Annotated in this window: 15 protein-coding genes; 4 read left to right on the top strand and 11 right to left on the bottom strand. The window is 44.9% G+C overall.

Features of this window, described 5'->3' with window-relative positions; genetic code table 11:
- Positions 1 to 31 precede the first annotated feature (31 nt).
- The 4 genes from ACFPIB_RS09160 to rbfA form a co-directional block, all read right to left on the bottom strand.
- Positions 32 to 781 carry a DUF4262 domain-containing protein gene (locus ACFPIB_RS09160; RefSeq protein WP_378017141.1) on the bottom strand — a complete coding sequence of 250 codons (750 nt, stop codon included), beginning with the start codon at positions 779 to 781 and terminating at the stop codon, positions 32 to 34.
- Between the two features lie 125 nt (positions 782 to 906).
- Positions 907 to 1371 (bottom strand): hypothetical protein, encoded by a 465-nt coding sequence (locus ACFPIB_RS09155; protein WP_378017140.1) that lies wholly within the window; start codon positions 1369 to 1371, stop codon positions 907 to 909.
- Positions 1372 to 1435: 64 nt separating this feature from the next.
- A complete protein-coding gene (locus tag ACFPIB_RS09150; RefSeq protein WP_378017139.1) occupies positions 1436 to 2248 on the bottom strand; it encodes a class I SAM-dependent methyltransferase in 813 nt (270 codons plus the stop codon).
- A gap of 278 nt (positions 2249 to 2526) precedes the next feature.
- Positions 2527 to 2964 carry a 30S ribosome-binding factor RbfA gene (gene rbfA, locus ACFPIB_RS09145; protein WP_378017138.1) on the bottom strand — a complete coding sequence of 146 codons (438 nt, stop codon included), beginning with the start codon at positions 2962 to 2964 and terminating at the stop codon, positions 2527 to 2529.
- Positions 2965 to 3038: 74 nt separating this feature from the next.
- On the opposite strand from rbfA, the gene ACFPIB_RS09140 reads away from it, so the two are divergent.
- Positions 3039 to 4445 carry a hypothetical protein gene (locus ACFPIB_RS09140; protein WP_378017137.1) on the top strand — a complete coding sequence of 469 codons (1407 nt, stop codon included), beginning with the start codon at positions 3039 to 3041 and terminating at the stop codon, positions 4443 to 4445.
- 762 nt (positions 4446 to 5207) lie between these two features.
- Here ACFPIB_RS09140 and ACFPIB_RS09135 read toward each other — a convergent pair.
- From ACFPIB_RS09135 to prfA, 5 genes are all read right to left on the bottom strand, one after another.
- Complete coding sequence (locus ACFPIB_RS09135) at positions 5208 to 5630, bottom strand: secondary thiamine-phosphate synthase enzyme YjbQ (RefSeq protein WP_378017136.1); 423 nt, start codon at positions 5628 to 5630, stop codon at positions 5208 to 5210.
- A 9-nt stretch (positions 5631 to 5639) separates the two neighbouring features.
- Positions 5640 to 7067, bottom strand: coding sequence for a choice-of-anchor Q domain-containing protein (locus ACFPIB_RS09130; RefSeq protein WP_378017135.1), 1428 nt, complete (start codon positions 7065 to 7067; stop codon positions 5640 to 5642).
- A 252-nt stretch (positions 7068 to 7319) separates the two neighbouring features.
- Entirely contained in the window at positions 7320 to 7838 is a 519-nt protein-coding gene (locus ACFPIB_RS09125; RefSeq protein WP_378017134.1) for a HEAT repeat domain-containing protein, read from the bottom strand.
- Between the two features lie 115 nt (positions 7839 to 7953).
- Positions 7954 to 8346, bottom strand: a complete 393-nt coding sequence (locus ACFPIB_RS09120; RefSeq protein ID WP_378017133.1) for a hypothetical protein — start codon at positions 8344 to 8346, stop codon at positions 7954 to 7956.
- A 150-nt stretch (positions 8347 to 8496) separates the two neighbouring features.
- Complete coding sequence (prfA, locus tag ACFPIB_RS09115) at positions 8497 to 9567, bottom strand: peptide chain release factor 1 (RefSeq protein WP_378017132.1); 1071 nt, start codon at positions 9565 to 9567, stop codon at positions 8497 to 8499.
- An 86-nt stretch (positions 9568 to 9653) separates the two neighbouring features.
- On the opposite strand from prfA, the gene ACFPIB_RS09110 reads away from it, so the two are divergent.
- Positions 9654 to 10223, top strand: a complete 570-nt coding sequence (locus ACFPIB_RS09110) for a hypothetical protein (protein ID WP_378017131.1) — start codon at positions 9654 to 9656, stop codon at positions 10221 to 10223.
- 41 nt (positions 10224 to 10264) lie between these two features.
- Here the strand turns inward: ACFPIB_RS09110 and ACFPIB_RS09105 are convergent, their stop codons facing one another.
- Complete coding sequence (locus ACFPIB_RS09105; protein WP_378017130.1) at positions 10265 to 12031, bottom strand: APC family permease; 1767 nt, start codon at positions 12029 to 12031, stop codon at positions 10265 to 10267.
- A 210-nt stretch (positions 12032 to 12241) separates the two neighbouring features.
- Here ACFPIB_RS09105 and ACFPIB_RS09100 point away from each other — a divergent pair, with 210 nt between their 5' ends.
- Together ACFPIB_RS09100 and ACFPIB_RS09095 are read left to right on the top strand one after the other, a co-directional pair.
- Positions 12242 to 12559, top strand: a complete 318-nt coding sequence (locus tag ACFPIB_RS09100; RefSeq protein WP_378017129.1) for a thioredoxin family protein — start codon at positions 12242 to 12244, stop codon at positions 12557 to 12559.
- Between the two features lie 6 nt (positions 12560 to 12565).
- Positions 12566 to 12808 carry a DUF6952 family protein gene (locus ACFPIB_RS09095; protein WP_378017128.1) on the top strand — a complete coding sequence of 81 codons (243 nt, stop codon included), beginning with the start codon at positions 12566 to 12568 and terminating at the stop codon, positions 12806 to 12808.
- Between the two features lie 353 nt (positions 12809 to 13161).
- Here the strand turns inward: ACFPIB_RS09095 and ACFPIB_RS09090 are convergent, their stop codons facing one another.
- A complete protein-coding gene (locus tag ACFPIB_RS09090) occupies positions 13162 to 14031 on the bottom strand; it encodes a glycosyltransferase family protein (RefSeq protein ID WP_378017127.1) in 870 nt (289 codons plus the stop codon).
- Positions 14032 to 14343 lie beyond the last annotated feature (312 nt).

Genomic DNA, 14343 nt, shown 5'->3' with positions numbered 1-14343 from the left:
GTGCTAATTTTTTAATGTGCTGATGTGCTATCTAGGCTTCTTCCGGCAGTTTTTCGGTTACCCATTTTTCTTGCGGAGAGTTGCGCCAGGCATACCAGCCGAAAGGTAAAAAATAAATATCGTTTACGCTCGGGTCGAGGCGCGTAATATCTTCGAGGCACACAATGCGCGCATCTTTGGCATTCGGTTTCGAATCAGACATGAATTGCCAGTCGCCTTGTTCGTTATGGTAAACATACGAAATTGGTTGGCCGGCCAGTACCTGTTTGGTTGTAAAAACCCTTACACCGCGCTCTTCCAGGAATTTAAAATCGGTATTGCGGTCTAAAAGCGGCTGGTTGAATTTCAGATCGGCGTTAAAACCAGCTTCCCAGGGAAATTTCTGTTGCTTATCGGGCCAGACCAGTTGCAGCGCCGGGAAACTCCGGAAATTGTAAAAATGCTGCGCGAGCGGGAAATAATTGGCGTAATATTCCGGGTTCACCCGTAAAAACTGCGCGTTAAAGCCTTTCAGAAACTCCGGAAACAAATAACCCGGAATTAATTTCTTGCCTTGCTTGATGAGTTTTTGGGCATCTTGCAATAGTGTTTTCAGAACTTCCGGCGCGAGGCCAAAGCAGATGATTTCCGGGTGGCCGTAGGTTTGAAACAACCCGATGGTATAAGCAAAAGCTGGCAAATAATCGTCGGCTTCTACTACTACAATGTGGCAGCCATTATTTTCAATGTCGGCGTTAATAATGCTTTGGGTTGCTTCGTTGTAAGGCTGCTTTTTACGCATGATTGGTTTCTAAAACGGTATGCTGATTGGGTGAAAAAGTAAAAGTCTCTTTCTTATTTTGATGAAGTAGTTTGGCTGCCGTTGTTGGTGAAAACATCAATAACTAAGAAGTAAAGATAAAACGATTATTTATTCATAGTTTCTTCGACATAAGCAACTGCTTCAGCAACAGTTATTGAGAAAACACCAGCTTCTCCTTTATTATAAGCTTGTCTCCATTCTTGATATCCATCCAGATAGTTAGGTAGTTCATTCTTGTTACTAATTAACATAGTAACACTTTTATTTAGCGCCTCTTTACTAAATGGTAAATGTCCAATTGAAGAAGAATAACCTACTTTAAGATTTGGATTTTTGATTTTAGCGCTATCTACAGCAATATGAATAATTATTCCTTCAGCCTCTTTCTCAACTTTTAGGATTGTCAGAAAAGATTCTTTTTCGTTGCTCCTGGTTTTATAAGCCCAGATTTGTCCTTCTTTATATTTAGAGTCTGCGTATTGCATTTTACTTGTAGCAGTATTTTGTTGACATCCAATTAAAAAGAAAATAAGAAAGAAGGCCAAAAAATTAAAGCGAATAGATTGCATGACCTTCAAAATCTGATTTTCTCCTTCAAAAAGCGCTATCCAAAATCCCCCAAAAACTCAGAACTTACTTCCAGGCTTTCACAATTAAACCGGTGCCGGTCGGGTGCTTTTTATTTGCATCGAACCAGTTCAGGATGAAGCTAACCGGGAAGGTAAGTACGTAGTAGAACGGCAGCAGCGCAAAGAAAGCTTTGGATGTACCCAGCATCAGGATCGGGTATTTCATGGATAAGCGCCACGAAACCTGGCCTGGTTTGCCGTAAGAATAACGCGCTTCGGTTTTGCTAAAGCCGGCTAATTTCAACTTGTCCTGAATTTCCTGAATGTTGTAGCCGTCGCGCACGTGTTCTTCAATAAACGAACTGTCGTCGCCCTCGTGCACATCCGAGCCGCCCTGGTCCGATGGCGTGGAAATTAAGATCATGCCACCGGGTTTGAGCGAGGCATGAATGTTTTTGAAAACTTCTACGTCTTCCAGGATGTGCTCCATTACGTCCACGCTCAAAGCCAGATCGTAAGTGTTGGGCTGCTGAAAAGTTACCAGATCAGCCACGGCAAAATTTACGCGGTCGGCCCGGTTTATTTCCTTGAAAAAGCGGTTGCTGTCGGCAATTTGCTCTTCTTTCACGTCCACGGCCAGAATTTCAGCTTTCGGGAGCATGCTGCTCATAAAATAGGTGTACTGGCCATAACCTGAACCCGCATCCAGAATTTTAACCGGCGCGTTTTCTTTGCCTTTTGCCCAGGCTTTCAGTTCTTTATGCACGTGCCAGGTGCGCAGCAAAAGCAGGTCGAGCATGTTGTAAAACAAGCGGCGCAGCGCAGGCGTCTGGTTGAAAACGTTACCTAAAACCCGCTTTATCGGATCGTATTGCATTTCTGTTTAATTAAGAATTAAGAATTAATAATTAAGAATTAATAATTAGAAATGGATCTAAGCTAATTCTGTTAAGTAATTTTTGTCCCCCTTCGGAGTGGGTAGGGGGGAGGGTTTTTACATTATTTGATCAAATTAAAATCAGATAATTCTCTTGTCCTCCCCCAACCCCCTCCAAAGGGGGACTTTTCTTCGTGGCCTATCTAATTAATTTCTGAAGAAAAACGGTAGGGTTTTAGCTTGAAAAAGTCCTGTTACCAGATACTTGCTACCGGCTACTATAATTCCTCCTCGTCTTCGTCCGATTCGGCGCGGGTGAAATCGTTGTCGTGAATTCCGTCGTTGTTTGCGTCTTCTTCCGGCGCGGGTGGAATATCCAGATCAGAAATGATCTTATCCATTTTGGCGGCGTATTCGGCACTGTCGTCTAAAAAGAAAATGAGTTCCGGAATTACGCGCACCTGGTTTTTAATGCGTTGTGCCAGCGCGTGGCGCACAGCTTTGGTATTTTCGCGAACAGTAGCCAGAATTTCCTGCGGGTTTTTAGCCAGCAGCATGCTTAAATATACTTTTACCACGCCCAGGTCCGGAGAAGTGCGCACGGTGGTAATGCTCAGATATGCCCCGTTAAAAAGGTGCGAAACGTCGCGATGAAACACTTCGGCCAGCTCTTTTTGCAGCAGGCGCGCGAACTTTTGTTGTCTTTTACTTTCCATAAGAACTGCAAATATATCGGATTAATTTGGCAATTTTACGGGAATAAACGGCTCATTAGCCGTAGCTTTTTACTGTGATCCGATTTTTTAACAGCGCATTCGTTACCCGGCCCGTTTTTCTGTTGCTGCTTTTTGTGGCAATAAACCTGCCGTTGGTGCTTCTTGGCGTGCCCGTAACCTTGCCCGAACTTAAATTTATGGTGCTCGGCGAACGCCTGCAAGAAGGTGCTGCCATGTACCGCGACGTGTTCGATACTACCGGCCCGCTGGCAGCCATGATCTTCTGGGTGATCGATCTGTTGGATGGTCGTTCGCTGTTCATGTACCGTTTGGTTGCTGCGTTCTTGTTGCTTTTTCAGGCATTGAACCTCAATTTTATTTTTAACCGGCAACAGGTTTTTGCGCAGAAAACGTATTTGCCGGCTTTATTTTATATTCTGGGCGGCAGTTTTTTCTTTGAATTCGATACCCTTTCGCCGGTGCTTTTGGGGCAGACTTTTCTGGTTTATTCGCTGCGTTACCTGGTAATTGTTTCCAAGGAAGGCTCGAACAACCAGAAACTTTTTAAGGCTGGTTTTTTTATTGGTTTGGCCGCGCTAAGTTACCTGCCGTTCTCATTTTTCCTGGTAGTTGCATATTTTGCGGTGGCTTTTTTTGCTTCCAATACTTTCCGGAGTTTTCTGCTGTTGCTTACCGGTTTCTTTTTTCCGTTTGCGGTTGTAGCTACGTATTACCTTTACAACGGCGCGCTCGATAATTTTCAGGAATATTATTTGTCGGCGGAAGGCTTGTTCAGTTTTAACCTGCTATTGCCTTTAACCGATCTGCTCAAACTGCTGTCGTTGCCGCTGCTGCTGATCATGGGCGGAATTTTTATTGCTGCCAGCGCGAACCAGGGTTTAGTATTTCAGCAGAAAATGCAGCAGCTCATGTTCGTCTGGTTTTGGGTGGCGGTAATCATGTTGCTGGCTTCGCCCGAAATCTCGGTATTAAGCTTCATTTATTTTCTGCCGGTGCTGGCTTATTACAGTTTTTACCTTTTCCGGCCCGGTGCCCGCTGGTGGATTCCCGAAGTTATTTTCCTGACTTTGTTTGCTTTGATCATTGCGGTGCGGTACGCCGTTCCGCTTCAAATCGACCAATATCTGAACATCAATACGAGCACATTGCAACTTAAAACCGACGAGAAATATAAGAAGATCGTGAACGGTCAGCTTTTAGTTTTAGGCTCCGATTTTCAGTATTATGCTTATAATTATGCTGCTTCGCCGTACCTGAACTGGAAACTGGCGCAACAACATTTTGGCCATTTAGATACTTACGAAGCCGTTTTTGCCATTCAGGAAAATATTGTGCAAAGTCCGCCGGAGTTTATTGTAGATGAGGTGAATTTAATGCCGCAATTGGTTTATAAGTTGCCGCTTGTTTTTGGCAGGTATGAGCCGGCGGGCGCTGAAGGGTTATATCGGTTAAAGCGATAGTTTTTTAGTAGAAAAGAATAGTGTTTTTTCTTGTCATCCCGAGCGTTAGTCGAGGGAACTTATAAAGCCGTATTTCTGACTTTTTTGGTCTGAAAGGATACCGTTTTTTTTATCGTCATCTCGACGATAGGAGAGATCTCATCGGGTTTGTAATTTCGGTTGCTATTGACTTTTTGAGCTTGAAAAGATAGCGTTTTTTGATGTCATCCTGAGCACAATTGAGCGCGGGAGCGCGAAGATTGCGAGCGTAGCTCTGAAGGACCTTGCCGGCTGGTAGCAGTTTTTCAGCTATAAATGATACCGTTTTCATAGTTGGTATTTTCTCTTTTATCAGTTAGCTTTTTTTTTTCATAGTTAGCTTCTGTGTTCTTTTTGTCTTGACACAAATAAAGAGGGCCCCTACCCCCAGAACCAAAAAAGTCAAGTCAAACGCAAACTCGCTGACCGCTCAAACAGTGCGCTTGACATTTACGCTCCCCGTTCACTTTTTGCATTTCATAGCTAACTGAACATTGCATAGATAGTGAACTTCAGTAGCTATGCAAACAGCGAAATTTGCTGCCGTAAGCGCAAATTTTGCTTGCTCTTTGTCGCTTTTGTTGACGACACTCCGCTGCGCGTTCGAGTGAAAAAGTTGAAATTTAGGAGAAAGCAAAAGCTCCCCGCCTGGACAGGAGAGGTTGGGGTGGTTGACTTGCTCTGCTGCTTACTTTAAGGGAAAAGCCTGCTTCAAGAAACTAAAATAAACAATCAACAATTAAACTACTGACCCTGCAACGTAACGATAACCGTGCGCTTGCCGGCGTGGTTGCGGTGTTCGCAGAGGTAGACGCCTTGCCAGGTGCCCAGGTTGAAGCGGCCTTTGGTAATGGGAATGGTTACGGAAGTTCCTAAAAGGGCGGCTTTTATATGCGCGGGCATGTCGTCGGGGCCTTCGGAGGTGTGGCGGTAATAGGGGGCATTTTCCGGAGCTAACACGTTGAAATGGCTTTCGAAATCTTTGCGTACATCCGGATCGGCGTTCTCCGAAATGGTGAGGCTGGCGGAGGTGTGCTGGATGAAAATATGCGCCAGGCCAACTTCAATTTGCTCGAGTTCCGGAAGTTGAGCTTCGAGCAGATCGGTGATGAGATGAAAGCCGCGGGGTACTGCCGGGAAACGGATACTTTTCTGAAGCCAGATCATAGCGTTTTTTTAGTCTTTGTTTTCGTATGCGCCCATGTCGGGGCTCGGGTTGGCGCCTTGCGGACGCGGTTCGCCGGGAAGATCGATGGTGGTACCATTCAGGCGGGCTCCGCCAATGGCCGGCGAATCTTTTTTCAGGCTGTAACTGATCTTGCGAGCCAGAACCGAACCATCGCCGGGCTGGGTGAATTTAGGGTCTTGGTTCAGGATGTTGCCGTTGCCGGTGAATTTTGATTCGTTCTGGTAGCGGATGGTTTGGATTAAGCTGTTCTCGACAGTTACATTTTTCAGACCTTCCCGGGTCAGGAACAGAATCTCATTTTCCAGTTTTCCGTTGCGCGTGCCGTTCCAAAGAAGGCTGTTTCTGAATGTTACGATTGGGTCTTTAATAGGCCGCAGGGCATTTTTATAGATGGCGCTGTCAGAAAAAACTACAGCTTCGTCGTCACGTTTAAATTCCGGCGTATAATTGGCAATTGTGCAGTAGTTGAAGTCATATTTCCCGCCGCCAATCCCCGCAAATGCAAATTGGCCGCAATTGGTAATTAAGGTGTTCGTAATTTTTACATCGGTATCTAAGGCTAATATTCCGGCATAAAATATGTTTTTTATAATCGTGTTCTCAATTACAGACTGGTTGCCATCAAAATTGATCATCCGGAGACCATAAGTCGCATTTTTAATTTCGGCAAACTGAAGTTTATTGTTGCGGCTCATGGTGTCGAAGAAAAGCCCTTCCCACTGGCCGGGCACATGCGCGAAGGTAGAATCGCGGCGGTCGTTCTGAAAGAATACGCGTTTGCTGGCAGTTCCTTCCACTTTTAACGTTCCCTGAACATAAAGTATGGCTTCGGCGTGGCCGTAAACTTTGGTTCCTGCTCTAATGGTTAAGGTGCAGTTTTCCGGAACTACTACAATGCCATATAAAACATAGGCTTTTGGACCTTCCCAGATTGTGTTGCAATCCAGAACTTCGTCGCGGAAAAAGTTAGCGTTCTGCCCAAAAGCTCTGAGTACGACCTGCTGACGGTTGCCGTTGGTCTCGAATTGCAGGTTGTCTTCTATGATGAATGGTTTGGTGGAATTGTTCGGATCGATGAAAACTTTTACGAGAATGAGCAAACTGTCTTCGCCGCGGATCGTGATGCCGGAGGCCATGTCTTTGGCTTCGCCGTCTATGATGAGGTCGAAATCGGAAGCGCCGAGTTTTTCGAGCTGAATGCGGTCAATTTTTACGGCTCTTTTGTTGCGGTTATAGATCTTCAGGCGTTTGCTTACGCTGCCCGTGGAAACAAAAACGGTATCGAAGAAAACGGTATCGGTAGAGAATTCGAGTTTGGCACCGGCGTCGCGGGTAAGAATTTCATCGTCGGGTTTGCAGCTGAAAACTGAAAACAAGATGAGTAAAGGAATGATGGCCGCGAAGCAGTATTTCATTGGTTAATGTGCTGTTTTTTTATGGTTGTGTAGAGACAAAGCATTGTTTTGTCTCTACGGTATGGCGTTATTTATTTCGGGTTTTTGGGCCTGAAACCATACCGTTTTACCGTAACGCACAAAGATAGGTTTTTATGATAGAAAAAGCCGGTAACATTTCTGCGGCCGCCTTTTAGTTTTTCAGCTGAAAATGCTACCGTTTTTTTTTCTGCATATCATTGCCGTTTACTTTAGCTGACGGTTTTTGTAGGTTTACTTTTTAACTGCTTTCAAAGCATCGAGGTAGAATTTTTTAATGCTGTTTTTCTCTTCGCGGCTGGCCAGGTTTTCAGCAACGGGAATTAACTCTTTGGAAACGGACGCTTTGGTTTTAATGATCTGGCCTAAAGCAAAAGCGGCGGCCCAACGCACAACCGTTCCTTCGTGTTCGGTATTTTGGAGCAGGTTGGTTACGGCGGTTTCGAGGTTTTCGGGGAAAAGATGCGCCACGTTGCCAATCACTTTCGCCGATTCCCATTTCACGCGTGGCGCTTTGGCGGTAAGCGTTTCCGAAACAAAATTGAGGCAGTGCAGATCGGCAATTTCGGGTTTTTGTTTGGTTGCAAACTCAATGGCTTCGATGCAGGTGGCTTTTATGGGGTCTTTGGCCGTTCTGGCAAATTCGATGAGGTTGGTTAATTCCTGTGGGTTTTCGGTCAGCCAGTTGCTCAGTATTTCGGTTTTGGCTTTCGGTTTTTGGGTTTTATCGGAGAGTAGTTCGGTGAAGTTCATAAAGGATAATGAGTTCGAATGCAGAGCAATTCAATATCTGATTGATAAAAAGCTGAATTAGTTTTTGAAAGTAAAAAGGTAGCGATTTGAATTTGGGGTCAAGGTTAATATTGAACTACCAACTTTCTTTCCATTCCTGATACCAGTAATGAATTGTTTTGAGGCCAATTACAATGAATGGAAGTTTTTGTATAAACGAATATAATTCCAACTCATCATCTCCTGGGCTTCTAAAGATGAGATATGGAATAAAAATCCCAAGTAGACACATTAAAAGCACAACTATGTATATTGATCTTTTTTTATTATTGATATTATTAAGAGTTAAAATAAAAGCGGGAATTAAAGCACCCATGTAAGAAGGAAAATACATTATAGGGGCAAGAAAAAGCATCCAGACAATTTCACTTTTGTTTTTGCCGGTTGTGGCAGTAAATATAATTGAGGCAATAAAAAGTCCTAAAAGAACTAGAAACCACTTCCCGAATTCCTTTAAAAATGTATTCATAAATCTCATTTATTACCAAAATTAACAAAAAAAGCCGGTAACATTTAGCTACCGGCTTTTTCTATCTAGTGCGGAAATCCTTTTCAAATTTCCACATTTTTAAATCTTTAAATTTTTAACAGCACATTAGCACATTAAAAAATCATTACCTTAAACCGCACCTTCTTTCAGACGTTCGGCGTTTTCGGCTAAGCGCAGTTCGGAAATGAAATCTTCGATGCCGCCGTCCATTACGGTTGGGAGGTTGTAAACCGTGTAGCCAATGCGGTGATCGGTTACGCGGCCCTGCGGGTAGTTGTAAGTACGAATTTTATCGGAACGGTCGCCGCCGCCAACCATGCTTTTACGCTGGGCACCTTCAGCTTCGAGTTTCTTAGCAAGCTCCATTTCGTATACGCGCGAACGCAATACTTTCAGGGCTTTCTCGAAGTTTTTAATCTGCGATTTCTGGTCCTGGCATTGCGCCACCAAACCCGAAGGTAAGTGGGTTAAACGAACGGCAGAATACGTGGTGTTTACCGACTGACCACCCGGGCCCGAAGCACAGTAAAGGTCTTTCCGGATGTCGCCCATGTTCAAGTCAATGTCGAATTCTTCAACTTCCGGTAAAACTACCACCGAAGCTACGGAAGTGTGAATACGGCCCTGGGTTTCGGTGGCTGGTACGCGCTGTACGCGGTGCACACCGCTTTCGTATTTCATTTTGCCGTAAACGTCTTCGCCGGAAACGCCGAAAATGATCTCTTTGTAACCACCGGAAGTACCTTCGGTAGCATCGATGAGTTCGGTTTTCCAGCCCTGCTTTTCTGCAAAACGGTAATACATACGCTGAAGATCGCCCGCAAAAATAGAAGCTTCGTCGCCACCCGCGCCCGCGCGGATCTCCACAATAATGTCTTTGCTGTCGTTCGGGTCTTTCGGAATGAGCATTTCTTTAATGGCTTCTTCCATTACTTCGCGCTGCGGCAGCAATTCATCGAGTTCTCCCTTTGCCATTTCGCGGAATTCCTCGTCTTTTTCGGTGGCAATTACCTGTTTGGCGTTTTCGATGTTGCCAAGCAGGTTCTGGTAATTTTTATATTCAATTACGATCTTTTCCAGATCTTTATATTCTTTGTTCAGCGTTTTGAAGCGTTTCAGGTCTTCCATAGCATCGGGCTGGATGAGGAGCTGACTTACTTCTTCAAAACGTATTTTTATGGCTTCTAATTTATCTAACATTACTCCGGAAATTGGGATTTAACTGCAAAGATAGTAAATAGCAGCGGAGAAATTTTAATCCGTTGCTATTTACCCAAGTTACCAACATGAAACCAATACTTTTTTGTTCGATTTTGATAGCGTTTTTCAGTTTTGGCTGCAAACCAAAGCCTTTGGATAACCTGAAAGAAGTGGCGTTGGCCGTAGAAGAACGGAAAGTAAAACGCATGAGCCGCCAGCAAATTGCTACCGAAACCCGCCGCGTGGCTGATAGTGTACTCACTTTGATTTTGCAGGAACAGCAGCGATTGGTTACTACCGATTCGGCTTGCAATTTTGTTTTTACCCAACCATACCAGCAGTTTCAGAAGAAATATTTCGGGCGGGCGGAAATGATTTCTGCGGCAGCCGACGTGCAAAAATTGGAAACTGAAATGGCTGAACTCCGCAAATATCATAACGAACTTTCGGAGAACGAAGGAAAATCGCCGGCCACTTTTCAGACCTTAACCGATAGCCTTTTATATGTGCGGCCGGTTAAAAATACGGAACTGGTTTGCGCCAAAGAGAAAGTAGCCGAAAACGGTTTCTGGGTCTTCAGGGTGCCGAAGCAGCGGTTAATTGAAGTGCGGACCGTGAAGGTAAAACCAAAGCCGGCGAAAGGCCCGAACTGGTAAGAAAACGCTATGCTTTTGGCTGGAAAAAGTGCCTGAGTAAATCAAATGACCAGCCGTACCCCGCCCAGTTCTTCTATGCCGTAAATAAAGCGGTCGCCGGGAGAGCCGATGAACATGAAGTTTTTGGGAATCAGCCATTTGTCGGAAAGTTCCTGGATCAGTTCCGGACCGAAATGACCTTTAATGACCACAAAATCTACCACGAAGCTTGGGTAAGCGCGGTCCAGCACATCTACTTCGTGGATCAGTTTTTTATCGGGCACTTCGCCTTCTTTAATCACGTTCACAATTTTTAGGCGGCGGGTGTGCTCGTTTTCGTCGATGTAGCGCATTACTTTGTTGATGTTGGCAATATTGTCGCCGCGGGTAAAGAACACGAATTCCTGACTTCGGATGCGGCCGATAAGCCTTTTCACGCGGTAAGAATTAAAAGGCAGGTAGCGCGCAAACGGTCCTTTTATCTGCCGCACGGCATAGGCAATTATACCAAGTAAAGTAGTGCGGTAAAGCATAATAAAAACTAACGTAGCCGTTGGAATAAAGTATTGGAGGAAAACCAGTACGTAGGCCGGGTTTAGAATAGCGTTCCCAAATAAGGCGGCTAAAACGGCTGCAACCGCAACCAACACGGTTAAAACCGAGGCGCGGACCGGACGGGGGAGGCGGTTGCGTTTTATTTTCAGCAGAATATTGCCAAAGCCGAACAAACCCATTACCGAGAGAAAAGAAATGGTATAAACCCCTGCCAGTGCGCCTAAATTTCCCCGCGTAATTAACAGAATAGAAACACAAAGCAGGAAAAACGCGATCATGATCAGGTAGGCGGTGCCTCGTTTATTGGTTTTGAGGAGGAATTGCGGCAGGCAGCGGTCCAGTGTCATGCGGTGCACCAAACCGGTTACACCCACGTAAGACGTTAAAACTGCGCCACTTAAAACCATAGCTGCATTTACAGAAACCAAGGTTGCCAGCCATGGTCCGCCGGCCACTTCGCCCAAGTAAGCCAGCAAGGCTTCCTGGTGGCCGGCCACTTGCGCAATGGGAATTATAGCTAAAGCTAAAAATGCAGTAAGCGGATTAAAAACTGTAACGGCCAGCCACATATTTCGCAGGGTTTTTAAGAATACCCCGGGGGCTTGTTCTTCCACAAAATTCGCGGAGCTTTCAAAACCGGAAATACCGAGCATGGCCGCCGAAAACCCGAAAAATAAAGCCTGCCAGATGCTGCCTTTTATTGGTTGGCTGTAGTTAAGCCGTAAAATATCGAACCCATGGTTGAATAAAAACCAGGCGCCAATAAGAATGAGCAGTGTAAGCGTGGCAATATGCGTTATAAAAATAATGACCGCCACAATAGAAGATTCGCCGATGCCCATGATGGTTAAGCCCATGAAAAAAGCCAGCAAACCAATAGTAGCATAAATAACAGGTAAACCTTCCCAAAGATGATGCACGTAATGCATAGCTTCGGAAGCGGAGATTACGGCGGTGGCCATGTAAGAAAGCAAGGTTAGGCAAGCAGCCAGCGACGCGGTTCTTTTGCTGGTAGTGTTCAGCAAGGCATTGTAAGCACCGCCGTTTAATGGCAAGGCACCAACTACTTCGCCATAAATTTTCCGGAATAAAAAGAGCACGCCGCCTACCATCAGCAACGCTACCCAGGCATACTGCCCTGAATAAATAATGGCCAGCGACGAAACATACAGGCAGGAAGATGTAATATCGTTGCCGCAGATGGCGGTGGCTGGGAGTTCGGTTAGCTTGGGGGCGTGCGCCGGCGCTATTGCGTGCGTAAGATCTTTATCCATGGGGTTGGGTGCGTAACAAAAAGCTGTTTTCCGGATAAGTAGAATAAGGGGCAGATAGGTTACGGGGCCAATATAGAATTGTTGTATGTATAATTGCTTTCTTTAACGGGGCTTGGTTATCTTTGTGAAACAGCTGCCCTGCAACTTTTAAAACGGCTGGCAGTATGTTTATTCCGTAGTAGTTTTTTAACGTAAAACGATAGCATTTTTATGGCTGTACAGCAAGTAACCGATACCGAATTTGCCGATCTACTGGCGCAAAATGATAAAGTAGTAGTGAAATATTACGCCGACTGGTGCGGCAATTGCCGGTTGTTTTCGCCAAAATTCAAACGCATGTCAGAAAGTGAAGATTTTAAAGGCATTGCTTTTCTAGACGTGAACGCCGAAACCAACCCGGAAGCGCGCAAAGCGGCCAACGTAACCAACCTGCCTTTCTTCGCGGTTTTTAAAAACGGACAATTGGTAGATACTGTAGCGGCTAGCAAAGAAGAAGCCGTAACGGCTCTGATCAATAAACTGAACTAAGTACTTATGAAAATTCCGGCTATAAAACACATCGTAGAGAACCACACGTTACACCAGCTGGTACAGGCCGAAGAAGCGCTGCTCGATGAAAAACCAATTGATTTTGATATTCCCGGCGATGATGAAGGTGAAAAACTGACGCATATTTTCGCTGCTATTTTCATCCTAAACCACATGGAAGCCCATAAATCCGATTTCACTACCGCGCTGCGCGAATACACGAAAAAAGTGCGCGCTTCGATCTCTTAATTAGTGAGTTATTGAATTTTGAATAAAAGCCGCTTCGGAGATTTTCGGGGCGGCTTTTTAGTTTTAAAAAGCAGACGACAATGAATTTGGGTTGAGTTTTTGAGGTGGAAATGCTACCGTTTTGAAAAGTAAAACCTCACAGGCTTCTGAAACCTGGGAGGTTTATTTCATAGCACTTTTTCAGGCTAAAACCCTACCGTTTTTGGCGCTGATGAAATGGATTAAAAGATTTCTAGGAATTTTATCTGAAGTAGTGTTACGGCAAAAGTGATCCGAATAATCAGCAGTCTGACCTCGAGAGATCCTGCAAATCCTTTAATCCTGCAAATCCTGATTCTGACAATAAAAGGTTTCTAAATAATATTGTAGTTCTTGTATTCAAATAAACGCACACCGGTTTTTTGTTCGAACCAGTGGAGCAGGCGTTTTTTCAGGCTCAGGTTTTGGCGGCTCGGGTCGAAGTTGAGCTGCCAGTTTACTTGTTGCAGGCGCTTTTGCATTACGGCCGGGTGCGTGCCGGTAAATTTGCCTAAGCTGTCAATTTTAGAATAATCGAACAGGTCGGAGGTTTCTACTTTTTCTTTTACCCAGGCATCGTCGTGCCAGAGTTTGTGAAAAGTAGCTTCCTTCTTTTTCATATCGGCGGGGTGTTTTACCCAACCGTAATGGTACACGTAAGCATCTATGGGTTTTACGTTCAGCTTGCGGTCGTTTTTCCGGAAGCCTTGCGCATCTTTAAAACTTCGGATGCTTTTATCGTTGCGGATGATGCGGATCTCGTGGCGGTACCAACCTCTTGAATTGGCTATAAAATCGTAAGTGCCATAAAAATGAAGATACTTGAAAAGCAAGCCTTCCACTTCGGGTTTGTCTTTCCAGCGCAGCATTTCCTGTTTAATGGTTTCCAGGTATTTTTCGTGCACCACTTCATCGCCCTGAATGTAAAAAGCCCAGTCCGAATCCGGGGAAATAGCATCTAAAGCTTTGTTCGTTTCTACGGCCAGCACTTTTCCGCCTTCGCGCAAAGAATTGTCCCAAACACTGCGGATGATCTTTATTTTGGGCGAATTGATGCTTTGGATCAACTCTAAGGTTCCATCTTCGCAATCGCCTACGCTCACAATAAATTCGTCGCAAACCGGCAAAATAGAGGTTATGGCTTCTACAATGGGGTAGCTGAACTGCACGGCGTTCTTTACGAAGGTAAAACCGGAGACTTTCATTGGTTTGGGAATTTAGAGCATACAAAGGTAGGGAATTTACCCCACCCTAACCCTCCCCTAAATCAGGGGAGAGGATTTTCGTGTTTCGGGCTTGTAAGGAATTTATCGCTCTTCGCTCAAAATTCCATTGTAATTTCCATAAGTTTCCTCGACAAGCTCGGAATGACGCAACAATGTATTAGGTTCGAGCTAAAAACGCTATGGTTTTGGGTCTAAAAAGTCGAAAAGCCAATTTCCTAATTCCCATGAGCGAAGCGAAAACCTAAAAAAGCTCCCTCTCCTGAATCAGGGGAGGGTTGGGGAGGGGTAAAA

The organism is Adhaeribacter terreus (assembly GCF_042657365.1).
In the GTDB taxonomy this organism is placed as follows: domain Bacteria; phylum Bacteroidota; class Bacteroidia; order Cytophagales; family Hymenobacteraceae; genus Adhaeribacter_A; species Adhaeribacter_A terreus.
This window is presented reverse-complemented; position numbering and strand designations above follow the sequence as displayed.